The 26,898-nt window shown below is 64.3% G+C and carries 20 protein-coding genes, 1 tRNA gene and 1 pseudogene; 7 read left to right on the top strand and 15 right to left on the bottom strand.

Going from position 1 to position 26,898, the window contains the following annotated elements; all coding sequences use genetic code 11:
• Positions 1-142: 142 nt before the first annotated feature.
• From FJ980_RS05230 to FJ980_RS05185, 10 genes are all read right to left on the bottom strand, one after another.
• Positions 143-1,645: a GMC family oxidoreductase gene (locus FJ980_RS05230; RefSeq protein ID WP_140541877.1), complete on the bottom strand. Its 1,503-nt coding sequence runs from the start codon at positions 1,643-1,645 to the stop codon at positions 143-145.
• Positions 1,646-1,650: 5 nt separating this feature from the next.
• Complete coding sequence (locus tag FJ980_RS05225; protein ID WP_140541876.1) at positions 1,651-2,766, bottom strand: ABC transporter ATP-binding protein; 1,116 nt, start codon at positions 2,764-2,766, stop codon at positions 1,651-1,653.
• Positions 2,767-2,787: 21 nt separating this feature from the next.
• Entirely contained in the window at positions 2,788-3,732 is a 945-nt protein-coding gene (locus tag FJ980_RS05220; protein ID WP_140541875.1) for a carbohydrate ABC transporter permease, read from the bottom strand.
• On the bottom strand, positions 3,729-4,688 hold the full coding sequence (locus tag FJ980_RS05215; RefSeq protein WP_140541874.1) for a sugar ABC transporter permease: 960 nt from the start codon (positions 4,686-4,688) through the stop codon (positions 3,729-3,731). Before FJ980_RS05215 ends, FJ980_RS05220 begins: the two co-directional genes overlap by 4 nt.
• A gap of 125 nt (positions 4,689-4,813) precedes the next feature.
• Complete coding sequence (locus FJ980_RS05210) at positions 4,814-6,067, bottom strand: ABC transporter substrate-binding protein (RefSeq protein WP_140541873.1); 1,254 nt, start codon at positions 6,065-6,067, stop codon at positions 4,814-4,816.
• Positions 6,068-6,125: 58 nt separating this feature from the next.
• A complete protein-coding gene (locus FJ980_RS05205) occupies positions 6,126-7,637 on the bottom strand; it encodes an aldehyde dehydrogenase family protein (RefSeq protein ID WP_140541927.1) in 1,512 nt (503 codons plus the stop codon).
• A gap of 10 nt (positions 7,638-7,647) precedes the next feature.
• Positions 7,648-8,424, bottom strand: coding sequence for an enoyl-CoA hydratase/isomerase family protein (locus tag FJ980_RS05200; protein ID WP_140541872.1), 777 nt, complete (start codon positions 8,422-8,424; stop codon positions 7,648-7,650).
• Positions 8,417-10,018 carry an acyl CoA:acetate/3-ketoacid CoA transferase gene (locus FJ980_RS05195; protein WP_140541871.1) on the bottom strand — a complete coding sequence of 534 codons (1,602 nt, stop codon included), beginning with the start codon at positions 10,016-10,018 and terminating at the stop codon, positions 8,417-8,419. Before FJ980_RS05195 ends, FJ980_RS05200 begins: the two co-directional genes overlap by 8 nt.
• Positions 10,015-11,031, bottom strand: coding sequence for a Gfo/Idh/MocA family oxidoreductase (locus FJ980_RS05190; RefSeq protein ID WP_140541870.1), 1,017 nt, complete (start codon positions 11,029-11,031; stop codon positions 10,015-10,017). The genes FJ980_RS05195 and FJ980_RS05190 overlap by 4 nt, the downstream gene beginning before the upstream one ends.
• Complete coding sequence (locus tag FJ980_RS05185) at positions 11,028-12,071, bottom strand: LacI family DNA-binding transcriptional regulator (protein WP_140541869.1); 1,044 nt, start codon at positions 12,069-12,071, stop codon at positions 11,028-11,030. Before FJ980_RS05185 ends, FJ980_RS05190 begins: the two co-directional genes overlap by 4 nt.
• 240 nt (positions 12,072-12,311) lie before the next feature.
• Between FJ980_RS05185 and FJ980_RS05180 the strand changes: the two genes are divergently transcribed.
• Together FJ980_RS05180 and FJ980_RS05175 are read left to right on the top strand one after the other, a co-directional pair.
• A complete protein-coding gene (locus FJ980_RS05180) occupies positions 12,312-13,466 on the top strand; it encodes a dihydrodipicolinate synthase family protein (protein WP_140541868.1) in 1,155 nt (384 codons plus the stop codon).
• Positions 13,467-13,546: 80 nt separating this feature from the next.
• Positions 13,547-13,681: pseudogene (locus FJ980_RS05175) on the top strand (GDP-mannose 4,6-dehydratase); the annotation flags it as partial.
• 122 nt (positions 13,682-13,803) lie between these two features.
• Here FJ980_RS05175 and FJ980_RS05170 read toward each other — a convergent pair.
• Positions 13,804-13,878: transfer RNA gene (locus FJ980_RS05170), tRNA-Val, on the bottom strand.
• Positions 13,879-13,993: 115 nt separating this feature from the next.
• Positions 13,994-14,356 carry a response regulator gene (locus tag FJ980_RS05165; protein WP_006199474.1) on the bottom strand — a complete coding sequence of 121 codons (363 nt, stop codon included), beginning with the start codon at positions 14,354-14,356 and terminating at the stop codon, positions 13,994-13,996.
• A 150-nt stretch (positions 14,357-14,506) separates the two neighbouring features.
• Here FJ980_RS05165 and FJ980_RS05160 point away from each other — a divergent pair, with 150 nt between their 5' ends.
• Both FJ980_RS05160 and hisN read left to right on the top strand, forming a co-directional pair.
• Positions 14,507-15,463: an N-formylglutamate amidohydrolase gene (locus FJ980_RS05160; protein WP_140541867.1), complete on the top strand. Its 957-nt coding sequence runs from the start codon at positions 14,507-14,509 to the stop codon at positions 15,461-15,463.
• Between the two features lie 357 nt (positions 15,464-15,820).
• The gene (hisN, locus tag FJ980_RS05155; protein ID WP_140541866.1) at positions 15,821-16,594 is read left to right on the top strand and encodes a histidinol-phosphatase; all 774 of its coding nucleotides are present in this window, start codon (positions 15,821-15,823) and stop codon (positions 16,592-16,594) included.
• Between the two features lie 58 nt (positions 16,595-16,652).
• Here the strand turns inward: hisN and FJ980_RS05150 are convergent, their stop codons facing one another.
• The gene (locus tag FJ980_RS05150; protein ID WP_140541865.1) at positions 16,653-17,105 is read right to left on the bottom strand and encodes a hypothetical protein; all 453 of its coding nucleotides are present in this window, start codon (positions 17,103-17,105) and stop codon (positions 16,653-16,655) included.
• Between the two features lie 286 nt (positions 17,106-17,391).
• Complete coding sequence (locus FJ980_RS05145) at positions 17,392-18,348, bottom strand: alpha/beta hydrolase (RefSeq protein ID WP_140541864.1); 957 nt, start codon at positions 18,346-18,348, stop codon at positions 17,392-17,394.
• A gap of 615 nt (positions 18,349-18,963) precedes the next feature.
• Here FJ980_RS05145 and FJ980_RS05140 point away from each other — a divergent pair.
• Positions 18,964-19,431 (top strand): Hsp20 family protein, encoded by a 468-nt coding sequence (locus FJ980_RS05140; protein ID WP_095766320.1) that lies wholly within the window; start codon positions 18,964-18,966, stop codon positions 19,429-19,431.
• A gap of 135 nt (positions 19,432-19,566) precedes the next feature.
• Positions 19,567-20,319 (top strand): sulfite exporter TauE/SafE family protein, encoded by a 753-nt coding sequence (locus FJ980_RS05135; protein WP_140541863.1) that lies wholly within the window; start codon positions 19,567-19,569, stop codon positions 20,317-20,319.
• A 235-nt stretch (positions 20,320-20,554) separates the two neighbouring features.
• Here FJ980_RS05135 and FJ980_RS05130 read toward each other — a convergent pair whose 3' ends face one another.
• Complete coding sequence (locus FJ980_RS05130) at positions 20,555-21,604, bottom strand: low specificity L-threonine aldolase (RefSeq protein ID WP_140541862.1); 1,050 nt, start codon at positions 21,602-21,604, stop codon at positions 20,555-20,557.
• Between the two features lie 492 nt (positions 21,605-22,096).
• On the opposite strand from FJ980_RS05130, the gene gltB reads away from it, so the two are divergent.
• Positions 22,097-26,833 (top strand): glutamate synthase large subunit, encoded by a 4,737-nt coding sequence (gene gltB, locus FJ980_RS05125; RefSeq protein ID WP_140541861.1) that lies wholly within the window; start codon positions 22,097-22,099, stop codon positions 26,831-26,833.
• Positions 26,834-26,898 lie beyond the last annotated feature (65 nt).

Genomic DNA, 26,898 nt, shown 5'->3' with positions numbered 1-26,898 from the left:
GTGACGGGGAGAAGGATGCTGTCGCCGGCGCTTTCGCCAATCGCCCGAGCTGCAGAGTGGGTGCCGGCGTTGCGGCCAGCCTTCTTCTCCCCGTTTACGGGGAGAAGGTGCCGGCAGGCGGATGAGGGGCGGCGCCGGCCTATCATGAGGAAAGCTCCGTCTTGCGAATATGGTCGGCCACGCGCAGCGCCTGCGCCGCGATCGACAGCGCCGGGTTGACCGCGGCGGAGGTCGGCAGGAAGCCGGCGTCGACGACGAACAGGTTCTGATGGTCCCAGGCGCGGCAGTAGGGGTCGAGCGGCGATGTCGCCGGGTCGTTACCCATCTTCACGGTGCCGCATTGGTGCGACGGCGTGCGCTTGTCGAAGGGCCGCGACAGCACGATCGGATAGCCGCAGGCGCGAAGGTTCTTGCGCATGACCTTGGTCAGGCCATCCAGCGACTGCATGTTGGAGCGCCGCCACTGCATGACGATCTCCTTGCCGTCGACCATGATGCGGCTTTCGGGATCGGGCAGGTCCTCGCACATCAGATACCAGTCGACGGCGTGGCCGGCCACGAAGTCGAGCGCGAATTTCGGCATCCTCTTCACATTGGCCTTGAGCATGTTGCCGTCGATCTTGCCGAGCAGTTGCACATTGCCGAGCGGCTTGCCGCCCTTGCCGTCCGACAGATAGTAGTCGTTGAGCATCAGCGTCTTCTGGTAGACGGATGTGTTGCGGCGGCGCGGGTCGATCGCCAGCATCGCGCTCGAATTGTGGTTCATGAAATTGCGCCCGACCTGGTCGGAGCTGTTGGCGAGGCCCTTGCCCGTTGCGGAAGGTGAACGCAGCAGGATGGCAGCCGAATTGATCGCGCCTGCCGACAGGATGACGAGCTTCGGCGACAGCGTCTTTTGCGCGCCGTCCTGGGTGTAGTGGATGGCGGCGATCGACTTGCCGTCCGGCGCGGTTTCGAGCCAGTCGACATGCGCGCCGGTTTCAAGCCGGATGTTCTCGTCGATGAGCGCCGCCGTCAGCGGCCCAGTCTGGGCGTCGATCTTGCCCTGGCCGGTGTTGGGGAAGGCGTCCCAGCCCGTCTTGCCCTCCTTCAGCCAGGCCTCGATGTCGACGCCGAGTGGCAGCGAAGCGGGGTGCAGTCCAAGGCGCTTCAGCTCGGCGCGGGCGCGCGCGATCGGCGGCTCGTCCGGCACCGGCTTGAAGGCGTAGGGGATAGAATGAAACGGCTCAGTGGGGTCCTCGCCAAGTGTGCCGCGCACGCGAAAAAGCTGCTCGGCCTTCGAATACCACGGCTCGAATTCGTCATAGGAAAACGGCCAGGCCGGTGAGATGCCGCCGAAATGCTCGAGTTCTGAAAAATCCTCCTTGCGGTAGCGGATCAGGACGGCGCCGAAGAATTTCGAATTGCCGCCGACATAGTAGTAGTTGCCGGGGTTGAAGGCGGCACCGCCGGCCTCGCGCCACATCTCCTTCGGCCGGTAGTGCTCGTCGATGAAGATCGATCGCGTCGAGCGCGCATGCGGCGTCGCGGGCAGCGGCTCGCCGCGCTCCAGGATCAGGATCGAGGCGCCGCTGCCGGCCAAGCCGGAGGCGATCGTGGCGCCGCCGATGCCGGAGCCGATGATGACGATATCCGGGTTTGCCATAGCTTTTAAAGAATGCGCTTCTCGGTCGCCGGGTCGAAGAACACCGCCTTGCTGAGGTTGAAGGCCAAAGGCGTGCTGGTGCCGGGCTGGATATTCGCATCGGCCCTCAGCCGCGCCACCACGCCCTTGCCGCCCAGATTGGTGACGGCGAACGTGTCCGATCCCGCCGGCTCCACCACTTCGATATGACAGTCGGCCGTGGCGATGCTGGAAGCGTTGCGTTCCGCCCCTTCCGGGTCGGTCAGCGCTTCGGGGCGCACGCCGAAGATCACCGGCTTGTCCTTGAAGGCCGCAAGGCCGGAGGGCGCGCCGGGCATCGGCAGCACGATCGGCTGGCGCGCCTCGCGGTCGAGCACCACCGAAAGCCCGCTGCCATTGGCGCCGATCTTGGCCGGGATCAGGTTCATCGCCGGCGAGCCCATGAAGTCGGCGACGAAGATGTTGGTCGGGTTGTTGTAGATCTCGGCCGGCGTGCCGAACTGCTGCACCTCGCCGTCGCGCATGACGGCGATCTTGGTCGCCAGCGTCATCGCCTCGATCTGGTCGTGCGTGACATAGACGATGGTCGTGCCGGTCGTGGCGTGCAGGCGCTTGATCTCGATGCGCATGTCGACGCGCAGCTTGGCGTCGAGATTGGAAAGCGGCTCGTCGAACAGGAAGAGCTTCGGGTCGCGCACCAGCGCCCGGCCCATGGCGACGCGTTGGCGCTGGCCGCCGGAAAGCTGGCTCGGCTTGCGTTTGAGGAGATGGCCGATCTGCAGGATCTTCGCCACCTTGTCGATCGCCGCCTGGCGCTCGGCCGCCGGCACGCCGCGCATCTCCATGCCGAAGGCGATGTTGCCGGCAACCGTCATGTTCGGATAGAGCGCATAGCTCTGGAACACCATGGCGATATCGCGTTTCGAAGGGTGCAGGTCGTTGATCGCGCGACCGTCGACGCGGATCTCGCCCTCGGTGATCTGCTCCAGGCCGGCAATGGTGTTGAGCAGCGTGGACTTGCCGCAACCGGACGGGCCGACCAGCACCAGGAAGCCGCCCTTTTCGAGCTCGACATCGATGCCCTTCAGGATCTCGACATTCCCGAAGCGCTTCTTCAGCCCATCAATTTCCAGAAAAGCCATGGTCGTTCCTTCCAAATGTGGTCAGCCCTTGACCGCGCCGGCCATCAGCCCGCGCACGAAATAGCGGCCAGCGACGACATAGACGATCAGGGTGGGGAGCGCGGCAATCATCGCCGCCGCCATGTTGACGTTGTATTCGACGACGCCCGTCGAGGTATTGACGACGTTGTTCAGCGCAACCGTCATCGGCATCACGTCGCCGGAGCCGGCATAGGCGGAGGCGAACAGGAAGTCGTTCCAGATGTTGGTGAACTGGTAGATCACCGTCACAACGATGATCGGCAGCGAATTGGGCAGCATGATGCGCCGAAATATCTGGAAGAAGGACGCGCCGTCGACCTGTGCCGCCTTCACCAACTCGGTGGGGAAGGCTTCGTAATAATTGCGGAAGAACAACGTGGTGAAGCCGAGGCCGTAGACCACATGGACGAAGACCAGGTTCACGGTGGAATTGCCGAGACCGAAACTAAAGCCGGTCGCGTTCTGCAAGGTGACACCGAAGCGGCCGAGGCTGCCGAGGATCGTCGCCATCGGCAACAGCACCGACTGGAACGGGATGAAGCAGGCGAACAGCATCATGGCAAAGACCAGCGTGTGGCCGCGGAAGCGCCATTTGGTCAGCACATAGCCGTTGAGCGCGCCGAGCAGCGTCGAGATCAGCACCGCCGGCACGACCATCTTGATGGAGTTCCAGAAGTAGCCCTTCATGCCGACGCAGGTCAGGCCCGAGCAGACTTCGCTCCACGCCTTTATCCACGGTGCGAAGGTCGGCGCATGCGGCAGCGACAGCATGTTGCCGTTCTGGATCTCGTCCATGGTCTTGAACGAGGTGACCAGCATGACGAAGAGCGGCATCAGATAGAAGATCGCGAACAGCCCAAGCAGCCCGTAGATGACGATGCGGTTGAATGTCCTGGCACGGGCGCCGCTTGCGGCCTGGCTGGCGGGTGAAGCGACGGCGCTCATCGCGACTTCTCCCTGAGCTCGGAGTAGAGATACGGAACGATGATGGCGGTGATGGTCATCAGCATGATCACCGCGCTTGCCGAGCCGACCGCCATTTCGTTGCGCTTGAAGGTGAACTCATACATGAAGTTGGACGGAAGCCAGGCCGAGCCGCCGGGGCCGCCGCTGGTCAGCGCCACGACGAGGTCATAGGACTTGATGGCCAGATGCGCGAGCACGATGAAGGCCGACAGGAAGACGGGCCGCAGCAGCGGAATGACGATGCGGCGATAGAGCTGGAAGGCGGAGGCGCCGTCGATCTGCGCGGCCTTCATGATCTCGCCGTCGATGCCGCGCAGGCCGGCCAGGAACATCGCCATGACGAAGCCGGACGCCTGCCAGACGCCGGCGATCACCACCGTGTAGATGACGAAATCCTTGTTCTTGATCCAGTCGAAATGGAAGCTCGTCCAGCCCCATTGGTGCAGCGTCTGTTCCAGCCCGAGGCCGGGATCGAGGAACCATTTCCAGGCGACGCCGGTGACGATGAAGGAGAGCGCCATCGGATAGAGGTAGATCGGCCTGAGCACGCCTTCGCCGCGGATCTTCTGGTCGAGCAGGATGGCTAGGAACAGGCCGAGCGCCAGGCAGATCAGGATGTAGAGGAAGCCGAATATGCCCATATTGGTGATCGAGGTGTACCAGCTCGACGGCGGGTCGCTCTCGAAGGTCCAGCGCCACAGCCGCTGATAGGCGCGGGCTCCGGTGACGGCATAGGACGGGAATGTCTTGGAATTGGTGAAGGACAGATAGATCGTCCACAGGATAAAGCCATACACGAAGACGATCGTCGCCGCGAAGCTCGGCGCCAAAACGATCTTCGGCAACAGATCCTGCAGTCGCGACCGGACCGACGCGCCGGGGCGGGCGTCATGCTCCGGTGTCAGCTTGATCTGGGTTTCGGCAACTGTGCTCATCGGCTCGTCCAGTACCGGTTGGTCGGAAACCGCCCGGCGCGAAACGCACCAGGGCCTTTCCCTTACCTTTTTCGACAGGAGACCTCCCCCGCCGAAGCGGGGGAGACCCGAGTTCAAGCAACGGCTTACTTGGCGTCGTCGATCGCCTTGACCAGCTCGGTCACGGCCTCGTCGGAGGTCTTGATCTGACCATGGACGAACTTAGACACGACATCCTTGTAGGCATTGGCGACGGCGGGCGGGGCGCCGTAGCCCTGCGCCAGCGAGCCGAACAACGTGCCGCCCTCATTGGCCTTCTTCAGGTCGGCGATGCCCTTCTTGCCGCAAGCATCGAAGTCGGTATCAGGCACGTCGGTGCGGGCCGGGACCGAACCCTTCACGACGTTGAAGGCCGACTGGAAGCTCTTCGACAAAGTGGCGGTGGCCAGCGCGACCTGGGCGGCCTTGCGGTCGTCCGGAACGTTGAACATGCCGAACATGTCGGAGTTGTAGATCACCGAGCCATCGGTGCCCGGGAAGCGATAGCAAAGGAAGTCGGTGCCCGGGGTCTTGTTGGCGGCGTGGAACTCGCCCTTGGCCCAGTCGCCCATGACCTGGACCAGCGCGTCGCCCTTGATGACCATGGCGGTGGCGAGGTTCCAGTCGCGGCCCGAGAAGTTCGGGTCGACATATTTGACGAGCTTGGCGAGGTTGTCGAACGACTTCTTCATCGTGTCGGACTTGAGCGACTCCTCATCGAGGTCGTTCATCGCCTTCTTGTAGAACTCCGGGCCGCCGGTCGACAGCACGACGGAGTCGAACATGGTCGCCTCCTGCCAGTTCTGGCCTCCGAGCGCCAGCGGGATGACGCCCGCGGCCTTGGCCTTGTCGAGCAAGGCCACGAAGTCGTCGAAGGTCTTCGGCTCGGTGCCGCCGATCTTGTCCATCACCGCCTTGTTGATCCACAGCCAGTTGACGGAGTGGACGTTGACCGGGGCCGCGACCCACTTGCCGTCATAGACGGAGAACTTCTGCAGGGCGGCCGGAACCGACTTGTCCCAGCCTTCCTTCTTGGCGGTCTCGGTGAGGTCGCCCATGACGCCGGCGGCGGCATAGTCGAGCACGGTGTAGCCGAGCATCTGCGAAGCGGTCGGATAATTGCCGGCCGCAACCATCGCCTTCAGCGCGGTCATGGCGGCGTCGCCGCCGCCGCCGGCCACCGGCACGTCCTTCCAGGCATAGCCTTCCTTGGCCAGATCCTGCTTCAGCACGTTCAGAGCAGCCGCTTCGCCGCCCGACGTCCACCAATGCAGCATCTGCACTTCCTTGACGTCCGCGGCGTGCGCCGAGAACGCAAAGCTCGTCGCAAGAGCCGTTCCGATAAGCAGTTTGCGCAACATGTACTACCTCCCTTGTTGCATTCACAGAACCGGCGGGTGTCCGCCGGGGTCTCCCAACTCAGCCGACCCACCATCCGGTGCGCTGGCCGCGATGAAATTGGATAGTCTTTTCCTCGGTATAGTCCTCGACAGCGCGTTTGCCGAGTTCGCGTCCCAGACCGGACTGCTTGTAGCCGCCGAAGGGCAGTTCGGGATAACCTTCCATGAACGTATTCACCCAAACCGTCCCCGAACGCACGCCGCGCGCCACCGACATGCACGTGTCGATATCGGCGCTCCACACCCCTGCAGACAAACCATAGGGCGTGTTGTTGGCAATGCGCAATGCCTCTTCAATCGTTGCAAAAGTGAGCACGGACAGCACCGGTCCGAACACTTCCTCGCGCGCGATCGCCATATCCTCGGTGACGTCACGAATGATGGTCGGATCGAGATATTGGCCGGCATTGGATGCAAGCCGCGCGCCGCCGGCAAAAACGCTGCCGCCGTCGGTTCTCGCCGCCGTCACATAGCCGGCTACCTTTTCCATATGGTCGGCCGAGATCATCGCGCCGACCTTGGTGCGGTCGTCGAGCGGATCGCCGACGCGGACCTTCTGGGACAGCGCCTTGACCGCGTTGAGGAAGTCGTCGGCGATCGCCCCATGCACGATCAGGCGGCTGCCGGCATTGCAGCATTCGCCAGCGTTGAAGAAGCCGCCGAACACCGCGGCATCCGCAGCGGCCTCGAGGTCGGCGTCGGGGAAGACGATCTGGCCATTCTTGCCGCCGAGTTCCATCGAGACCTTCTTCAAGGAGTCGGAAGCGGCTGCCATGGTTGTCTTGCCGACGCGGGTCGAGCCGGTGAAGGAGACCATCTCGACCAGCGGATGGCTGACCATCGGCGCGCCGACATCGGCGCCGTAGCCTGCGAGAATGTTGACGACGCCAGCCGGCAGCCCGGCCTCGAGCAGGATGCCGCCGAGCACGAAAGTGGAAGCGGACGTCATCTCGCTCGGCTTCACCACCGCCGTGCAGCCGGCGGCGAGCGCGAAGGGCAGCTTTTGGCTGACGATCAGGAAGGGGAAATTCCACGGCGTGATGATCGAGACGACGCCGATCGGCTCGCGCAGCACCACGCCCAGCATGGAGTCGCCCAGATTGGCGTAGCTTTCGCCATGCAGCGTGCGGGCAAGCGAGGCGGCATAGCGCCAGATGTCGATCGCGCCGCCGATCTCGCCGCGCGCCTGGGCTATCGGCTTGCCGGATTCCAGCGCGTCGAGGCGCGCGATCTCTTCCTGCCGCGCCTCGATCAGGTCGGCAGTCTTCAGCAGAACCGCCGCGCGTTCCGATGTCTTCATGCGCGGCCATGGGCCGGTCTCGAAAGCCTTGTGCGCGGCCTGGACCGCCGCCTCGACTTCCGCCGCGCCCGCTTGCGCATAGCGCGACACGACGAAGCCGTGGCCGGGGCTGGCGCGCTCGATGCTGCGGCCGTCGCGGGCATCGACATGCCGGCCGTCGATCAGCAGCTTGTAGGCCTTCGGCGCCTCAGACGCCTCGGCCGGCATGGCAATGTTGAGCGGTGCGTTCATCATGTCTTCTCTAGGATCTCGAAAAGGCCGGCTTCTGCTTGGCCTTGAAGGCGTCGACGCCGGCTTTGAGGTCGGCCGTTAGCGCGATGAAGCCGCTGGCCAGCGCCTCGGTCGCGGCCGCATCTTCCTCGCCCTCGGCAACGCCGATCATCAGCTTCGCGGCCTCGGTCGCAAGCGGACCCCGATCGGCGATTTTTTCTGCCCAGCCTTTGGCTTCGTCGAAAGCCTTGCCTGTTTCGACCAGCCGGTCGACGACGCCGTGCGCCAGCGCCTCGGCTGCCGGGAAAATCTCGCCGCCAATCGCCATACGGCGCACGATCTGTGCACCGAAGCGGCGCACGGCGCGCTGGGTGCCGGACCAGCCGGGAACGACGCCGATCGAGGTTTCGGGGAAGCCGAGCTTCACCTGCGTTTCGGCGACGCGGAAATCGCAGGCCGTGGCCAGTTCCAGCCCGCCGCCCAGCGCATGGCCGGAGAGCACAGCGATGGTCGGCTGCCTGAGCCGCGCCAGCCGGTCGAAGACGCGGTGGCCGTAGCGCACCCATTGCACCTGGAAGTCGGCGGCGCTCATGGCGCCCCAGGCCTCGACGTCGCCACCGGCGCAGAACCCCTTGCCTTCGCCGCGGATGAGCACGGCGCGAACGCCCTCGGCCAGTTCCGCTTCGTCGAGCGCCGTCTCGAGCGCACGCAGCATCGGGATGTCGAGCGCGTTGAACTTTTCCGGCCGGCACAGCGTGACGATGCCGACGGCGCCGTCCTTTTCGAAGGTGACGAGACCCTCAGCCATGCGCGCCTCCGAGCGAAGCGCCGCCATTGAGCGACAAGCCGATCGGTCGGTCGTGATAGAGCGCCGCAGGCGTGACCTTGAGGTCGTTCGCCACAGCGAGCGGGATCTCGGACTGCGCCAAGACATCGCGCTCGAGATCGATGCCGGGCGCGAGTTCCGTGACCATCAGCCCGTCCGGCGTCAGCTTCATCACGCAGCGCTCGGTGACATAGGTAATGTCCTGCCCCTGGGCGACCGCCCGCTTGCCGGAGAAGGAGATGTGCTCCACCTCTGCGACCACCTTCTTGATCTTGCCTTCCTGGTCGATGCGGATGGCGCTGTTCGCCAGCGAGAGTTTCGCGCCGGCATTGAAGAAGCCGGAAAAGACGATCTTCCTCGCCCGCGCGGTGATGTCGACGAAGCCGCCGGCGCCGGCGGTCACATGCGGCCGCGCCGAGAGCTTCGAGACGTTGACCGAGCCGTGCCGGTCGATCTGCAGGAAGGACAGCAGCGAGGCGTCGAAGCCGCCGGCCTGGAAATAGATGAACTGGTGCGGCGAGGGCATGATCGCCTCGGCGTTGGAGGCACAGCCGAACTTGAAGTCGAGCAGCGGCACGCCGCCGACCGCGCCCTGCTCGATCACCCAGGTGACCTTGCCGTGCTGGCCTTCCTCGAGAAGGATGCGCGGCACGTTGGCCGAGATGCCGAAGCCGATGTTGACGGCCATGCCGTCGCGCAATTCCATGGCGACGCGCCGCGCGATGACCTTCTGGATGTTCATCTCCGGCGTGCGGAAGGTCGACAGCGGCCGGAAGATCTCGCCGGAGATCGCCGGGTCATAAGGCGTCTGCGTCGTCTGCAACTGGTCGGGCGCCACCACGATATGGTCGACCAGCACGCCTGGCACCCGCACGTCATGCGGCTTCAGCGTGCCGTTCTCGACCACGCGCTTGACCTGCGCAATGACGATGCCGCCATTGTTGCGGGCAGCCAGCGCCTGCTCCAGTCCGCCGAGATAGGCGCCCTCATGCTCATAGGTGAGATTGCCGCGCTCGTCGGCCGTGGTGGCGCGAATGATCGAGACGTTCGGCACGATGGCGCGGAAATAGAGCCATTCCTCGCCGTCGAACTGCTCAACCGAGACGATCGGCTCGCTGGCCGCGGCGTTCATGGCGCAACCCTGGTGGCGCGGATCGGCAAAGGTGTCGAGGCCGACCTTGGTCAGCACGCCGGGACGTTTGGCGGCGGCCTCGCGATGCATGTCGAACAGGATGCCGGACGGCACGTTGTAGGCGGCGATCGAATTGTCGCCGATCATCTTCCAGATCTGCGGCGGCTCGGCAGAGGAGGGGCCGGACGGATAGGAGCCGCAGAGCGTGCGCTTGAGCAGGCCCGGCTTGGCGAGATGGTCGATGCCCTTGATGCCGTACATGTCGCCGGCGGCGATCGGATGCAGCGTGGTGATCGCCTGCGGATGGCCTTCCGCGTCGAAACGCTCGCCGATCGCGGCAAGCACCGCGTCGGGGCAGCCGAGCCCGCTCGACGACGACACCGAGACGACCATGCCGTCCTTGATCAGGCTGGCGGCATGGGCCGCCGAGACGAGCTTGCTCACGCGAGGCCCCCAAGTTGCGGGTCGATGGCGACGGCCTTGCCGGTGTTCGACGATTGCAATGCTGCTTCGGCCGACGCCAGCGACCAGACGCCGTCCTCGCCCGTGGCTGCAGGCTGGCCTTCGCCGCGGACCGCGGCATGGAAGTGGCGCAGCGAGCGGGTGTAGAGATCCTCGCGATCGAAGCTCAGCTCTTCTTCTCCGCTCGCGCTGCGCAGATGCACCGAGCCGACCGGCTTTTGCGTCATCACATTGGCGGCGATCAGCGAGCCCTCCGAGCCATGCACCTCGAAGCCGGTGCCGGCGAATTTCGTGGTGAAGCCCTCATGCGACTGGGCAATCACGCCCGACCCGAAGCGCCAGATGCACATGGCGCCGTCCTCCAGTCCGCCGCCGGCCATGCCGGCGGCTTGCGTGAAGGCCGAAATCTCGACGGGGTCGTCGTCCAGCACGAAGCGCAGCGTGTCGGCATCATGCACGGTGATGTCGAGCACAACGCCGCCGCCGGCCTCAGGCCTGGCGATGCGCCAGCCCTGCAGGTTCTCCGGCAGGTAGACGGAGTGGAAGACGCGTGCGGCGATCGGCTTGCCGATGCGGCCGGCGGCAATCGCCTCGCGCATGGCGCGGTGGGCGCCGGCATTGCGCAGATGGTGATTGGTGCCGAAGACGATACGGGCAGCTTTCGCGGCGACGACCATCTCACGCGCATCGGCGCTGGTCAGCGCCAGCGGCTTCTCGCACAGCACATGCTTGCCGGCCTTGATCGCGGCAAGCCCCTGCTCGAGATGCAATTCGTTGGTGGTCGAGATGTAGACGGCGTCGATGTCCGAGTTGAGCAGCGCGTCGAGAGACGAGACGGCGCGTGCGATGCCGTTTTCCCTCGCATAGGTCTCGGCCCGTTCCTGGCTGGAGCTCATCACGGCTGCGACCTCGCCATCGGCCTGCGCGCGGATGGCATCGATCACGAACTGTCTGGCGATCGTGCTGGCGCCGATCAGTCCCCATCGCACGCTCACGCCGCGTCTCCCACTTGGCTGTTTCGGTCCGGGCCGCTGCTTTCCCGCACGACGAGGCTGACGGCACCAATATGGTTCTCGGCGCGCGTGGTGCGCGACTGGATCATCTTCAGCATGACGTGGGCCGCGCGCTCGCCGAGGCCCGCGGTGTCGACGGCGACGCTGGTCAGCGCCGGGCTGTAGTGCTCGGCCTCGGCGACATCGTCGAAGCCGACGACGGCAAAGTCTGCGCCAGCCTCGAGACCGCGTTTGCGCAATGCCAGCATGACGCCGAAGGCAACCGCATCGTTGAAGCACAGCGCTGCGGTCGGTGGTCGCGGCACGGCAAGGGCCGTCTCCAGGCAGGCCATGCCGCCCTTGCGGTTCGTCTCGCCCTCGACGATCAGCCGGTCCGGAGCCGGGATGCCGAACGTTTCGCAGGCTTCGAGGAAGCCGCCCAGGCGCTCCTGATAAACAACGAGATCGGATGAACCGCCGAAGAAGGCCAGGCGGCGATGACCCCTGCGGATCAGATGTTCGGCGGCAAGCACCGCGCCGCGATGATTGTCCGGCGCGATCACCGGAATACGGCTGTCCGGCAACCTGCGCATGGTGAAGACGATCGGGACGCCGGCCGTCTCGATGCGGCGGAAGGTGCCGGGCGACGTGCCACGCGCCGGCGAGACGATCAGGCCGGCGACGCCCTGTTCCATCAGCGATTTCAGCACCTCTTCCTGACGCACCGGGTTTTCCGCCGTGTTGGCGATGAAGGGGACGACGCCCGCCGCCTGGAAGACGCGCTCCATGCCGACGGCAAGCTCGGCGAAAAAGGGGTTGGTGAGATCGTTGATCACCATGCCGATGACATTGGAATGGGCCTTGCGCAGATTGGCGGCGCCGCGGTTGTAGACATAGCCGACATTCTCGATCGCCTTGCGCACCTTGGTCGCGGTTTCAGGCCGGATCAGCCCGCTGCCCTGCAGCACGAGCGACACCGTCGATTTGGACACGCCGGCCTCGCGGGCGATGTCCAGGATCGTCGCCTTGGCCCGGCTGGCCATCCTCGTCGCGTCCTCCCAGTTTTGGCAAAATTTATTGGAACGTTCTAATCATCGATCCAAATCCGAGTCAATTGCGATTGCGACGAAAATCGAAAAATTGATTGAAGCGGTTCAAAACCTCAGCAAATGCAAGGATACCTCCAGGAGGGCACGGTGTGTTCCAGCCTGGATCTGCGGAGCCATAAAGATTCTTGATTTATTGGAACGTTCCATTTATAGCGACGGCAACGGGAGAGTACCATGGACATCACCTTGCCTGCGGCAAACGGCGACCGGGTCAGCTACCGGCTCGTCGGCAAACCGGTCGAACCGATCGAGGGCGCACGCTTTTCGCGTATCGCCTATGCCGCCGCCCATGTCGTTGCCGATCCCATCGCCATGACCGATCCGTGGTCGCGGCCGGCGGTCGACTGGGACAGGACGATGGCGTTCCGTCATCATTTGTGGCGGCTCGGCTTTCGCATCGCCGAAGCCATGGACACGTCTCAGCGCGGGATGGGTTTCGACTGGGCGAGCGCCAGGGAGCTGATCCGCCGCTCGATCGCGGAAGCCAAAACGGTGCCGGGCGCCGACCTCGCCTCGGGGGCGGGGACCGATCACCTGGCGCCGGCGGCGGCCAAGACGCTCGACGACGTCATCGGCGCCTATGAAGAGCAATTCGCCTTCATCGAAGGCGAGGGCGGCAAGGCAATCATGATGGCGAGCCGCGCACTGGCCGCGGTGGCAAAAGGGCCGGACGATTACGCCCGCGTCTATGACCGCATGCTTTCCCAGGCATCGGGCAAGGTCATCCTGCACTGGCTGGGCGACATGTTCGATCCGGCGCTCAAGGGCTATTGGGGCAGCAACGATTTCGATACCGAGCTCGACACGGTCGTCGCCATCATCGAGCGGCACGCGGGCAAGGTCGAAGGCATCAAGATATCGTTGCTCGATGCGGAGAAGGAAGTGCGGCTGCGCGACAGGCTACCCGACGGGGTGGTGATGTTCACCGGCGACGATTTCAACTATCCCGAACTGATCGCCGGCGACGGCAGGAAACACTCGCACGCGCTGCTCGGGATCTTCGACGCCATCGCGCCGGTGGCAAATGCCGCGCTGGCGAAGCTGGCGGAGGGTGACAAGGCCGGCTACGACGCGCTGATGGCGCCGACCGTGCCGCTGTCGCGAAAAATCTTCGAGGCGCCAACCGAATACTACAAGGCCGGCATCGTCTTCATGGCCTGGCTGAACGGGCATCAGGACCACTTCACGATGGTGGGCGGCATGCAGTCGGCGCGCGGCATATGCCACTACGCGGATGTCTTCCGGCTCTGCGACCAGGCCGGGCTGCTGGCCGACCCCGATCTTGCCATCGCCAGGATGAAGACCCTGCTGGCGGTCGCGGGCGTTTAAGCCGGCCCCCGTGCGGGGATTTGCGTTGCGGCAATAAATCGTATTCGCTTGCCGAAAAATAGGCGCGGGCGCACACGGCAATGGCGGACAAAGTCGCCCCGGCAGACAAGGTCGCCTTGACAGACGGGATCGCCCTGGTCACCGGGGTTACAGGGCAGGACGGGGCTTATCTGGCCGTGATGCTGCTCGGCAAGGGCTACGTCGTCCACGGGCTCGCCGTCTTGGGCGAAATGCTTGTGCTCGTTCGAAGAGGTCTCGGGTAATCGCTAACTGCAGTGCAGCCAGACAGTCAGGCACAGGGTTCTGTGCTCGCCAGATATCTAACTTATTGGAAGGATGGTGGGCGTGACAAGGATTGAACTTGTGACCCCTGCAATGTCAATGCAGTGCTCTCCCGCTGAGCTACACGCCCATCCGAAGCCGCGCATACACCACTTTTGATCCGGCGCGTCAATAGCGGGAATGTGGAAAGACGGCTTGTGTTTGTCGCATCGGCGCGGCGCATCGTCGATGCCTGCCGAAGTGGCTCAGGCCGCCTGCAGCATCTTCTCGACCTCGTTGACGAGATCGCGCAGGTGGAAAGGCTTCGACAGCACCTTGGCGTCCTTGGGCGCCTTGGAATCCGGATTGAGCGCGACCGCGGCAAAGCCGGTGATGAACATCACCTTGAGGTCCGGGTCGATCTCGGTGGCGCGGCGGGCAAGCTCGATGCCGTCCATCTCCGGCATGACGATGTCGGTCAGGAGCAGCGAGAAAGGCTCTTCGCGCAGCCGCTCATAGGCGCTGGCGCCATTGTCGAAATCGCTTACCTGGTAGCCGGCGCGTTCCAGCGCCTTGACGAGGAAGCGGCGCATATCGTCGTCGTCTTCCGCCAGCAGAATGCGTGCCATCATATCCCGTCCGAATCACCCGCCCCAAGCCTGCCGCCGGGCAAGGCTGTTAACCATGCTGTATATGAGGATGTGTCGGTAAACATCAAGTGAATGAAGGCCGTCCCACATCCGGTTCAAGCTGCGGTTTCGCCACCTGAAATGCTGGACATGCCGCACGCAAGGTGGCAAGTTTTACGTCATGATACAGTGCTGTTTCCTGGTTCGTGCAAATTGAAAACGGCAGCCGAGGATTTTTCGGTCGTCCCACCCTTCGAAATCCGATCGGGCGCCGAACAGCGCGTCCCCTTCCTGTTCAACTCACCGCATAGCGGCCGCCACTATCCGGAGCGCTTCCTGGCCATGGCGCGGCTTGACCGCAACGCCATCCGCCGGTCGGAGGACTGCTATGTCGAGGAGCTTTTCGGGGGCGCCGTGCCGCTCGGCGCGCCACTGCTGGCGGCCAATTTTCCGCGCGCCTATCTCGACGTCAACCGCGAGCCGTGGGAACTCGATCCGCGCATGTTCGCAGAGCCGGTCCCGTCCTTCTGCAACATCCGTTCGGCGCGTGTCGCCGGCGGGTTGGGCACGGTGCCGAAGCTTGTCGGCGAAGGCCTCGATATCTATCCCGGCCGCCTGCCGCTGGCTGAGGCCGTGGCGCGCATCGAAGCGGTGTACAAGCCTTATCACGAGACGCTGAAGCGGCTCCTGACCAGAACGCATGCCAGGTTCGGCTATGCCGTGCTGATCGACTGCCACTCGATGCCGGCCAGCATACGCGTCGGCGACAACGGCGTGCGGCCCGACTTCATCATCGGCGATCGGTTCGGAATTTCGGCCTCGCCGGCGCTCACCGAGATGGCGATTAGCCTGCTTGTCCGCATGGGCTACACCGTCGCGCATAACAAGCCCTATGCGGGAGGGTTCATCACCGAACATTATGGCAGGCCGGCGCGGCATCTGCATGCGTTGCAGATCGAGGTCAATCGCGGGCTTTACATGGACGAGCGGACGTTCCAGAAATCGGCCGGCTTCGACGCCTTGGCCTGCGACCTGACCCGCTTCTCGGCCGACCTGATGTCGATGCCCGACCATCATTTCGTCGACTTGCCGCTGGCGGCGGAATGACGGCGCGGTCGGCGCACCGAGTTCTTGTAAACGCAATTCCGGAGCGAAAACCGCTTCACACTTTTCCCGGAATTGCCTGAAAAAAAGACCGCATCGTTTTCACGACACGGTCGAAGTCTAGGGAGGAAACGCCCAAGGAGGGCATGGACAGGAAAACCTGTCCGATGACAAAATTATTGTGCGCCGCACAAATGTCAATCGACAGCGGGCTTTTTTAATTCAATATGATGTGGAAATTCCGCTTCGGCGGCTCAGATGTGACTTTCGGGCAACAGAAAACGGGCGCCTGACCGGTCTTCAGCGCGCCTGTTCCGCGAGAAAGAGCGGCCGGCAACGGCCGCGATGGGGGAGAGCGACTTGGACATCAGCACCGATTTCATGCGGCGCATCGCGCATGCCGCCGCCGCCGAAACCTTGCCGCGCTTCCGCAGCCAGGGGGCGGTCACCAACAAGCTTGCGGGAAGCTTCGATCCGGTAACGGAGGCCGATCGCGAAGCCGAGCGCGCGATCCGGACGCTGATTTCGTCCGAATATCCCGAGCACGGCATCCTCGGCGAGGAGCATGGCAGCCACAACCTCGCCAGCCGGCATGTCTGGGTGATCGACCCGATCGACGGCACCCGCGCCTTCATTTCCGGCATCCCGGTGTGGGGAACGCTGGTCGGGCTGACCGTCGATGGCGAGGCGGTCGCCGGCATGATGTCGCAACCCTTCACCGGTGAGCTGTTCTACGCCAACGCTTCCGGGTCGCATTATGAAGGACCGGGCGGCCCGCGCCGGCTCGCGACCCGCAAGACGACCGAACTCGCGCAAGCGACGCTGTTCACGACCACGCCGGCATTGTTCAAGGGCGATGCGCGCAAGCGCTATGACGTGTTCGAGACAAAGGTGCAGCTCGCCCGCTACGGCACCGATTGCTACGCCTTCGCCATGCTGGCAGCCGGCAGCATCGATATCGTCGCCGACCCGGGCCTGAAGCCCTACGACATCGTCGCGCTGATCCCGATCATCGAGAAGGCCGGCGGTGTCATCACCACTTTCGAAGGCGGGCCGGCGGAGAAGGGCGGCGATATACTGGCGGCAGCGACGCCCGAGCTTCACGCGGCAGCGATGGCGGCGCTGCGCGGCTGAGCACCAGGCGGCCCAAGAGACCGTTTCATGCAAAGCCAGCGTAAGACTGCGGCGCGCTCTAGCTCTCGGTTGACGATGGGTCTGCAAGGCGCAAGCCCCACAGAATGAGCGCGAAAGCAATGAGGCCGGTTGGCGCCGACGAATATCCGATGCCCTTGATCGCCGCCTCCTCAAAGGCGCTGCCGTGGAAGGCTCCGGCTGCCAGGGGCATCGTCTCGTTGCCGGCGCCCCAGACGCTCGCCATCACGTAGGCGGCCAGAATGGCAAGAGCCGAATAGATCAGAAGCCAGAACGCAACCCGCGATGTGGCGGCGCTGAGATTGAGCCTTTCCCAAAGGAGCCCCAGCGCCAGCAGGAGAACGGCCTCCAGGCCGCTGAGCGTATGCGCCGACAGCCCCAGGCGCGGTGCGGCAAGGTACGGGATTGCAAATCCTTCGAATGACGAAAACAGCAGCAGGGCGACGCCGATCTGCAACAGGCGATGCCCCTGACGTGACAGCGATGCGTTCATGTCCGTTCCTCCTCCCGGTCCTTGTCGGCTGGCGCATGGCGCCGGAGGGTATTTAGCGCTCGGTGCCTTGGCGGAAACGAGGTGTCGCTGCCGCGCGAGCGCGCCTTCAGTCAAGCCGGTTCCGCCCGCGTTTGCGGCAGGATCGGCAATGACCATGCAGGTGACAACGCCGGCAGCGTTCAGCCGAGACTTGGCGGATCGAGCGGCGAGGTCGTGAACCCACCGGCCGGGAAGCTCCTGTGCCGGCCGTAAGACATCGCCGGCGGCCGCCGCCCATCACCGGGCATCAGATGGCATCACCCGTGCCGGGGATGAAGGCGTCGAAAGCCGCCAGGAGCTGCTCGCGGTAGATGTCCTTCTCCTGCAGGATCTCGTGCTGCGCGCCATCGATCATCAACAGCGAGCCGACGCGCAGTTTCCTGGCATAGGCCTCCACCGCCTTGGTCGAGACCACCCGGTCGGCGCCGGCGGCGACGATCAGCATCGGCACCTTCACCCTTGCCATGAAATCCGGATCGCTGACGGCTTTCGCGGCGGCGGCGGCGGCCCTCAGCCAGCGGATGGTCGGGCCGCCGAGCGCGAGCTGCGGCCAGGCCTCGTAGATTCCGACATTGCGCCGGTAGCGCGCAGGATCCGAGGTCACCTTGTTCACCTCGAAAGCGGGCGGCACTTTCGGGCGCGGACCGAGCGCGGCATAGAGCCGGCCGAGACCCAGCGCGCAGAAGACCGCGCAGACGCGCCGGACCGTGGCGATCGAGACCGGCAGGTCCGGCACTTCGAGAAAAGGAGCCAGCAGCACCATGCGCCGCACCCGGTTGACCATCGACGGCGAGGCAAGCAGCGCAATCACCGCGCCCGTGGAGTGCGCGAGGATGTAATAGGGGCCGCGGCAGTCGGGCAGCACGATTTCCTCGAAGAATTGCTCGAGATCGCGCGTATAGTCACGGAAGCTGCGGACATAGCCGCGCTGGCGGTCACGCAGCAGGCGGCTGGAACCGCCCTGGCCGCGCCAGTCGAGGATGGCGACGCCGAAGCCGCGATCGGCGAGATCGCGGATGGTCTCGAAATATTTCTCGATGCATTCGTTGCGCCCGGTCAGCAAAACCACCGTGCCCTGCAGCGGGCGGCTGACAGCGGCAAAGACGCCGTAGCGGATCTTCTTGCCGTCGCGTGTGGTGAAGAAGCCGCCCGCGGCATTCTGCGGCGCGGGATTGTCCTCGGTCAGATGGAAAAGATCCGTCATGCGGCGTCGTTGCTTGTTCTTTGCCCGGACGGGCGAGGCGTCGGCATGGTGATAGACGGCCAGGCGGCAAAAGCAAAGGCGTTGTCGGGATTTACGCGGTTGCCGCGCATGACCCGAAAATCGGAATCGATTTTCGGAAAGGATCATGCGCGAAATCAAAAGTGCTACGGCGTCCTTAGCGCGTCCAGGGGACGCGCGGCGCTGTAGTGCGGGGAAGGCCGGAAGTGCCTGCGGTGCACTTCCGGCCTCTGTCGATCCGGGAGGAAGGGACGTTGCACCCGGTTCGGCCTCGTCGCGGCGCAGGGAAGGGGGCACCGCTTGTCTCTCTGTCTTGACGCAATTCCGGACGGAAAACCGCTTCACACTTTTCCTGGAATTGCTCGAACTTGACCGAAGCCTAATCCCGCATGACTGAACGGAGGCCGAAGCGGTGGTTCATCCACCGTTCATGAACGTGGCTGCATTGCGACCAAGGAAAACCTTGAAATGGCTTTTTGAGCTTCCCAAATGAAGGTTGTGGCCGCCGATGTCGGGGCCGCTGGCCTATCCGGAACGCCTTTCGAGGGTTTCGCACCGGGTCATACGCAAACCATGTTGCTCAAAAGGAGAACACTCATGCGTCACGTTGATTTTTCCCCGCTTTATCGTTCGACCGTCGGCTTCGACCGGCTGTTCACCATGCTCGACTCGCTCGGTCAGCCCGAGACCGCGCAGACCTATCCGCCCTATAATATCGAGCGCACGGGCGAGAACGCCTATCGCATCTCGATGGCCGTTGCCGGCTTCTCGGAAGACGAGATTTCGATCGAAGCCCATCGCAACGTGCTGACCGTCAAGGGCGAGCGCAAGGAAGAGAACAACAGCGAGGGTTCGGAGCTGCTTTACCGCGGCATCGCCTCGAGGTCCTTCGAGCGCCGCTTCCAGCTGGCCGACCACGTCGAAGTGGAAGGCGCCACGCTGAAGAACGGCCTGCTCTTCGTCGACCTCAAGCGCAACATTCCCGAGGAGCTGAAGCCGCGCAAGATCGCGATCACCTCGTCCGCGGACAAGGCCAAGCAGATCGAAACCAAGGCCGCCGCGTAACCGGCGGGGTCCGTAGTAGACAACGTCTCCCTCCCGAGACGAAAGCGGCGCCGCGAGGCGCCGCTTTTTATTGTGCCACCGGCAACGCGCCGTTCTGGCTCTTTTGAAGCATGCAGCGGCGGATCATGAAGGGCGATGTCCGATTTTTCCCTGCTGCTGACACTCACCGTTGCAATCACTTTCCTGCTGGCCGGGATCGTCAAGGGCGTCACCGGCATGGGCCTGCCGACGCTGGTGATGGGATTGCTTGGCACCATCATGCCGCCCGTGGCCGCGGCGTCGCTGCTGATCGTGCCGTCCTTCGTTACCAATGTCTGGCAGCTTTTCGCCGGCACGAGTTTTTCGGCGGTCCTGCGCCGGCTTTGGCTGATGATGGCGGGCATTCTGATCGGCACGATCGTCGGCTCGCGGCTGCTCGCCAGCGACAATGTCAAATGGACGACCGCGGGCCTGGGCGCGGCATTGATCGTCTATGCCGCCTATAGCCTGCTCGCGCGGCAGCCTATCGTTCCCGAGAAAACCGAGCGCTGGTCGTCGCCGGTCGTGGGTTTTCTCACCGGTCTGGTCACGGGCGGCACCGGCGTCTTCGTGGTGCCTGCCGTGCCTTACATCCAGGCGCTGGGCTTGAGCCGCGACGATCTGATCCAGGCGCTCGGTCTTTCCTTCACGGTGTCGACGATCGCCCTGGCGCTGGGCCTTGCCTCGCATGGCGCGTTCGAGGCGGGGCATCTGGCGATGTCCTCACTTGCCGTGCTTCCGGCCCTGCTCGGCATGTGGCTGGGGCAAATGCTGCGCCGGAAGATCAGTCCGGCAACCTTCCGCCGCTGGTTCCTGGTCTTCCTCATCCTGCTCGGCGTCGAGCTGTTGCTGCGGCCCTTGCTCGTCTGACCGGGGCGCAAGCCTACCGGTTCTTTTCCGCGACGACCGCTTCGACGTTCTGTCGGTGAACGGCTTCGTATGGCGCGAAATACTGAGCCGCCGTCGCGGCGAACAGGTCAGCGGCAAAAGTCCTCAAATCGAGCCTGGCCAAATCGGGGTCCTGCCGGCAGGAAAGCAGCTTTCGGACATAAGCCTCGGTCGCGTCGATCAGGCTCCTGTCATGCTGTTCCCGAGTGCCGCAAGCTCAGCCAAGCAGCTGGCCGAGACGGTCGATCTCTTGCGTCGTGGTGGCGAAGCTGGCGACGAAGCGGTAGATCGCTTCATTGTCGCCGAGGTGGCCATCGAAACCCTGCGGCACGCCCCATTCGTAGAATTTGGCGCCGGCCGCTTGCAGCTTTTCCGCGGTGGCCCGACCGAGGATGGCAAACACTTCGTTGGCCTGCGGCAGCCAGGCGAGCTTGCCGGCCGGCGCGTCCTCGATCGTCTCGGCCAGATGCGCGGCCATCGCATTGGCGTGCCCTGCCATCCTCAACCACAGATCGTCGGTGAAATAGGCTTCGAACTGGGCCGAGATGAAGCGGGCCTTGGAAAAAGTCTGTCCGGCGCGCTGGCGCAGCAGGCGCAGATCCTTGCCGACATCCGGATTGAGGACCACGACCGCATCGGCCATCCAGCAGCCATTCTTGGTGCCGCCGAAGGAGATAAGGTCGACGCCGCTCTTCCAGGTCATTTCGGCCGGGCTGACGCCGGTCGCGGCAATCGCATTGGCGAAGCGCGCGCCGTCCATGTGCAGCGGCAGCTTGTGGCGGCGGCTGACCTCGGCGATCGCCTTGACATCGTCGACGCTGTAGACCGTGCCGACCTCGGTCGCCTGGGTCACGGTGACCGCCATCGGCTGGCCGGCGGGGGCCAGGTCCTGCGAATATCGCTTGATGGTCCGGTCAAGAGCCTCCGGGGTCATGCGCCCCAGCGGTCCCGCCACCGGCGCCATGCGCGCGCCGCCGGTGTAGAAACCCATCGCGCCGAACTCGTCGACATTCATATGCGCTTCGTGATGGCAAAGCGCGATGCCGCCTATGCGGTTCAATGCAGCCATCGAAAGCGCGTTAGCCGCGGTGCCGGTCGCGGCGAAGAAGACCTGCACCTCGCGCTCGAAGATCTCGCTGAAGCGGCGATAGACGGCGCGGTCCAGATCGCCGTCGCCGTAGGCGGTCGCGGTGCCGGCGGCATGGCGCGACAGGTTGGCCGAAATGTGGGGATGGACGCCCGCCCAGTTGTCGGATGCAAAGAACATCGAGAAATCCGTATCGTGATTGGCGAAAGCGGCGGGACTTGACCGCTTCGGCAGTCGAAGCGCAAGGGCCAATCGTCGGCAAAGCGGTGAAGCCAGCAATCGATGTCAAATTGCCTGGACCAAAGCTTGCGTTTCCGGCGCCTGTCACGAAATTTTGTGTCGCGCAGCGCCCAAGTTTTTTGTGAATCGGTCTTGTGCGGCTGTCTGATTTCTGCCATAAAAAATTTAGGACAGTAGTGCTGTCTTATTTTGTCGCACAAAACAGGCCGGACTGGCGTATCATCGCTGCATTCCGGCCATTGTCGCGAGCGGCGGGTAGACGGCCCGGCTCTGGCCTGTACGATACCGGATGCGAACCGGGCGTATAGCCGTATGGTTCGATGGATTTCGCGAGACGTGCAGTAGGATGAAGGGGAAGCACTCTCGCTTCCCAAGGCAAACCAGCGCCCTGAGACAGAGTCAGGGTCAAGGTGGAGAACGGAGGATAGGACGATGACGGAACTGACGCCATCTGCGATCAACGGCCAGGCCGCGCAGACGAAAGCAGCAGCCGTTAAAAATACCGTCCTGACCAAAGGGCTGCGAACCGCCAACGGCATGACCGCGCAGGGCCTCTATGATCCGCGCAACGAGCACGACGCCTGCGGCGTCGGCTTCATCGCAAATATGAAGGGCTTGAAGTCGCACCAGATCGTCGAGGACGGTCTGGCGATGCTGGAAAACCTCACCCATCGCGGCGCCGTCGGCGCTGACCCGCTGGTCGGCGACGGCGCCGGCGTGCTGGTGCAGATCCCGGACGCTTTCTTCCGCGAGGAAATGGCGGTCGTGGGCGTCGAACTGCCGCCGGCCGGCCAATATGGCGTCGGCCACTGGTTCATGCCCCAGGACGCGGCACTGCGCGCCCATATCGAAGAGATCATCGCGGAATCGGCGCAGTCGGAAGGGCTGCCGCTTATCGGCTTCCGCGACGTCCCGGTCGACAATTCGTCGCTGTCGAAGGCGCCGGATATCGTGGCGTCCGAGCCGTTCCATCGGCAGGTGTTCATCGGCCGCACGGCCGACATCACGGACGACGAGGAGTATGAGGCGCGGCTCTACCTGCTGCGCAAGGTGATCTCGGGCCGCATCTATGCCGAGAACGACAACAAGGACATCGGCGCCTATTGCGTGTCGCTGTCGGCGCGCACCATCGTCTACAAGGGCATGTTCCTGGCCTATCAGGTCGGCGCTTATTACAAGGACCTCAAGGATCCGCGTTTCGAGACGGCGCTGATCCTCGTCCACCAGCGCTTCTCGACCAACACCTTCCCGTCATGGAAGCTGGCGCATCCCTATCGCATGGTCGCGCACAATGGCGAGATCAACACCGTGCGCGGCAACAACAACTGGATGGCGGCGCGCCAGGCCTCGGTCGATTCCGAGCTGTTCGGCAACAACATCTCGAAGCTCTGGCCGATCTCCTATGAAGGCCAGTCGGACACGGCGTGCTTCGACAACGCGCTCGAGTTCCTGTTCCAGGGCGGCTACTCGCTTACCCACGCCATGATGATGCTGATCCCGGAGGCCTGGGCCGGCAACAAGCTCATGGACGCCGACCGCAAGGCTTTCTACGAGTACCATGCGGCACTGATGGAGCCGTGGGATGGACCGGCGGCGGTGGTCTTCACCGACGGCCGCCAGATCGGCGCCACGCTCGACCGCAACGGCCTGCGCCCGGCGCGCTACATCGTCACCGACGACGACCGCGTCATCATGGCGTCGGAAGCCGGCGCGCTGCCGGTGCCGGAGGAAAAGATCGTGCAGAAGTGGCGGCTGCAGCCCGGCCGCATGCTGCTCATCGATCTCGCCAAGGGCCGCATCGTCTCCGACGAGGAGATCAAGTCGGAGATCGCGACCAGGCATCCCTACAAGACCTGGCTCGCCAACACGCAACTGATCCTGGAAGACCTGAAGCCGGTCGAGCCGCGCGCGCTGCGCAAGGATGTCAGCCTGCTCGATCGCGAGCAGTCCTTCGGCTACACGCAGGAAGACACCAAGCTTTTGATGGCGCCGATGGCCACCACCGGCCAGGAAGCGGTGGGCTCGATGGGCACCGACACGCCGATCTCGGCGATGTCGGACAAGTCGAAGCTGCTCTACACCTATTTCAAGCAGAACTTCGCCCAGGTCACCAATCCGCCGATCGACCCGATCCGCGAGGAGCTGGTGATGAGCCTGGTGTCGTTCATCGGGCCGCGGCCGAACATCTTCGACCTTGTCGGCACGTCGCGCCGCAAGCGGCTCGAGGTGCGCCAGCCGATCCTGACCAATGGCGATCTGGAGAAGATCCGCTCGATCGGCCACACCGAGGACCGTTTCGACACCAAGACGATCGACATCACCTATGGCTCGAACGAGGGCGCCGCCGGCATGCAGGGCGCCATCGACCGGCTCTGCGAGCGCGCGGAGGCAGCGGTCGCCGGCGGCTACAACATCATCATCCTGTCCGACCGCCAGGTCGGCCCGGACCGCATCGCCATTCCTTCGCTGCTGGCGACGGCGGCCGTGCACCATCACCTGATCCGCAAGGGCCTGCGCACCTCGGTCGGCCTCGTGGTGGAATCCGGCGAGCCGCGCGAGGTGCATCACTTCTGCTGCCTCGCCGGCTACGGCGCCGAGGCGATCAATCCCTATCTCGCCTTCGACACGCTGCTCGACATGCACAAGCGCGGCGAGCTGCCGGAAGAGGTCGACGAATACGAGGTGGTCTCACGCTACATCAAGTCGATCGGCAAGGGCATCCTCAAGGTGATGTCCAAGATGGGCATCTCGACCTACCAGTCCTATTGCGGCGCGCAAATCTTCGACGCCATCGGGCTGAAGTCGGACTTCGTCGAGAAGTATTTCACCGGCACGGCGACGCTGATCGAAGGCGTCGGCTTGGATGAGATCGCTACCGAGACGCTCAGCCGCCACAGCGACGCCTTCGGCAGCGATCCGGTGCTGCGCAACAATCTCGAGGTCGGCGGCGAATACATGTTCCGCATGCGCGGCGAGGCGCATATGTGGTCGCCCGATGCCGTCGCCAGCCTGCAGCACGCCGTGCGGCAGGGCTCATGGGACACGTTCAAGGACTATTCGGCGCAGATCGACAGCGCGACCGCGCGCGCCCAGACCATTCGCGGCCTGTTCAAGATCAGAACAGCGGAAGAGACCGGCCGCAAGAAGGTCGCGATCGAGGACGTCATGCCGGCGGCCGAGATCGTCAAGCGCTTCTCGACCGGGGCGATGTCGTTCGGCTCGATCTCCCGGGAAGCGCACACCACGCTGGCGCGCGCCATGAACGCCATCGGCGGCAAGTCGAACACCGGCGAGGGCGGTGAAGAGGCCGACCGCTATCTGCCGCTGCCCGGCGGCGGCAAGAATCCGGAACGCTCAGCGATCAAGCAGGTCGCCTCCGGCCGGTTCGGCGTCACGGCGGAATATCTGGTCAATTCCGACGTCATGCAGATCAAGGTGGCGCAGGGCGCCAAGCCCGGCGAGGGCGGCCAGTTGCCCGGACACAAGGTCGACGCGACCATCGCCAAGGTCAGGCACTCGACGCCCGGCGTCGGCCTGATCTCGCCGCCGCCGCATCACGACATCTATTCGATCGAGGATCTGGCGCAGCTGATCTACGACCTGAAGAACGTCAATCCGGCGGCCGACGTCTCGGTCAAGCTGGTGTCGGAGGTCGGCGTCGGCACGGTCGCGGCGGGCGTCGCCAAGGCGCGCGCCGACCACATCACCATCTCCGGCTATGACGGCGGCACCGGTGCTTCGCCGCTGACCTCGCTCAAGCATGCCGGCAGCCCGTGGGAAATGGGCCTCGCCGAAACGCACCAGACGCTGGTGCTCAACGGCTTGCGCTCGCGCGTCGCGCTGCAGGTCGATGGCGGCCTGCGCACCGGGCGCGACGTCATCATCGGCGCGCTGCTCGGCGCCGACGAGTTCGGCTTCTCGACCGCGCCGCTGATCGCGGCCGGCTGCATCATGATGCGCAAGTGCCACCTCAACACCTGCCCGGTCGGCGTGGCGACGCAGGACCCGGTGCTGCGCAAGCGCTTCAAGGGCACGCCCGAGCACGTCATCAACTTCTTCTTCTACGTGGCGGAAGAGGTGCGGGGCCTGCTTGCCGACATGGGCTTCACCCATATCGACCAGATAATCGGCGACACCGATCTCCTGGAAAAGCGCGACGTCATCCAACACTGGAAGGCGCGCGGGCTCGACTTCTCGAAGATGTTCTTCAAGCCGGACGCGCCGCATGAGGCGCTGCACTGGACCGAGCGGCAGAAGCATCCGATCGACGACGTGCTCGACCGCAAGCTGATCGAGCTGGCGAAGCCGGCGCTGGACGCCAAACAGCCGGTCACCATCGAGCTGCCGATCCGCAATGTCGACCGCTCTGTCGGCGCCATGCTGTCGGGCGAAGTCGCCAAGCGTTTCAAGCACAAGGGCCTGCGCGAGGACACGATCAAGGTGAAACTGACCGGCACCGCCGGCCAGTCCTTCGCCGCCTTCCTGGCGCGCGGCGTCTCCTTCGAGCTGGTCGGCGCCGGCAACGACTATGTCGGCAAGGGCTTGTCGGGCGGCCGCATCGTCATCCGGCCGCCGCAAGAGGCCAAGATCGTCGCGGCGGACTCGATCATCGTCGGCAACACGGTGCTCTACGGGGCTACCGAGGGCGAGGCTTATTTCGCCGGCGTCGCCGGCGAGCGTTTCGCGGTGCGCAATTCCGGCGTGGCGGCGGTCGTCGAGGGCGTCGGCGACCACGGCTGCGAATACATGACCGGCGGCATCGTCGTCGTGCTCGGCAAGACTGGGCGCAACTTCGCGGCCGGCATGTCGGGCGGCGTCGCCTATGTGCTGGACGAGAAGGGCGATTTCGCCGAACGCTGCAACATGGCGATGGTCGAGCTGGAGCCGGTCCCGGAAGAGGACGACCTGATGGAGAAGCTTCTCCATCACGGCGGCGACCTCGACCACAAGGGCCGCGTCGACGTCTCCGGCGACATGACCAGCCATGACGAGGAGCGGCTTTACCAGCTGATCTCGAACCACGTGCATTTCACCGGTTCGGTGCGCGGCCGCGAGATCCTCGACGACTGGCAGAATTTTAGGCCGAAATTCCGGAAAATCATGCCGGTGGAATATCGCCGCGCGCTGATCGAGATGGAACGCATGCGCATGAGCGTGGCGGCGGAATAGGTTTCGGGCACGGCCGGGAAGATGACTTTCCGGCCGGCCTCCTCACCAACAATTCTGGCCTCGGA

This window comes from Mesorhizobium sp. B1-1-5 (genome assembly GCF_006443065.1).
Classification (GTDB): Bacteria; Pseudomonadota; Alphaproteobacteria; order Rhizobiales; family Rhizobiaceae; genus Mesorhizobium.
This window is presented reverse-complemented; position numbering and strand designations above follow the sequence as displayed.

Bases quoted from the DNA above. Each gene is read 5' to 3' on its own strand.
- FJ980_RS05230 (WP_140541877.1), bottom strand. From the start codon at position 1,645: ATGGCAAACCCGGATATCGTCATCATCGGCTCCGGCATCGGCGGCGCC.
- FJ980_RS05225 (WP_140541876.1), bottom strand. From the start codon at position 2,766: ATGGCTTTTCTGGAAATTGATGGGCTGAAGAAGCGCTTCGGGAATGTC.
- FJ980_RS05220 (WP_140541875.1), bottom strand. From the start codon at position 3,732: ATGAGCGCCGTCGCTTCACCCGCCAGCCAGGCCGCAAGCGGCGCCCGT.
- FJ980_RS05215 (WP_140541874.1), bottom strand. From the start codon at position 4,688: ATGAGCACAGTTGCCGAAACCCAGATCAAGCTGACACCGGAGCATGAC.
- FJ980_RS05210 (WP_140541873.1), bottom strand. From the start codon at position 6,067: ATGTTGCGCAAACTGCTTATCGGAACGGCTCTTGCGACGAGCTTTGCG.
- FJ980_RS05205 (WP_140541927.1), bottom strand. From the start codon at position 7,637: ATGAACGCACCGCTCAACATTGCCATGCCGGCCGAGGCGTCTGAGGCG.
- FJ980_RS05200 (WP_140541872.1), bottom strand. From the start codon at position 8,424: ATGGCTGAGGGTCTCGTCACCTTCGAAAAGGACGGCGCCGTCGGCATC.
- FJ980_RS05185 (WP_140541869.1), bottom strand. From the start codon at position 12,071: ATGGCCAGCCGGGCCAAGGCGACGATCCTGGACATCGCCCGCGAGGCC.
- FJ980_RS05180 (WP_140541868.1), top strand. From the start codon at position 12,312: ATGGACATCACCTTGCCTGCGGCAAACGGCGACCGGGTCAGCTACCGG.
- FJ980_RS05165 (WP_006199474.1), bottom strand. From the start codon at position 14,356: ATGGCACGCATTCTGCTGGCGGAAGACGACGACGATATGCGCCGCTTC.
- FJ980_RS05160 (WP_140541867.1), top strand. From the start codon at position 14,507: ATGCCGCACGCAAGGTGGCAAGTTTTACGTCATGATACAGTGCTGTTT.
- FJ980_RS05150 (WP_140541865.1), bottom strand. From the start codon at position 17,105: ATGAACGCATCGCTGTCACGTCAGGGGCATCGCCTGTTGCAGATCGGC.
- FJ980_RS05145 (WP_140541864.1), bottom strand. From the start codon at position 18,348: ATGACGGATCTTTTCCATCTGACCGAGGACAATCCCGCGCCGCAGAAT.
- FJ980_RS05140 (WP_095766320.1), top strand. From the start codon at position 18,964: ATGCGTCACGTTGATTTTTCCCCGCTTTATCGTTCGACCGTCGGCTTC.
- FJ980_RS05135 (WP_140541863.1), top strand. From the start codon at position 19,567: ATGTCCGATTTTTCCCTGCTGCTGACACTCACCGTTGCAATCACTTTC.
- FJ980_RS05130 (WP_140541862.1), bottom strand. From the start codon at position 21,604: ATGTTCTTTGCATCCGACAACTGGGCGGGCGTCCATCCCCACATTTCG.
- gltB (WP_140541861.1), top strand. From the start codon at position 22,097: ATGACGGAACTGACGCCATCTGCGATCAACGGCCAGGCCGCGCAGACG.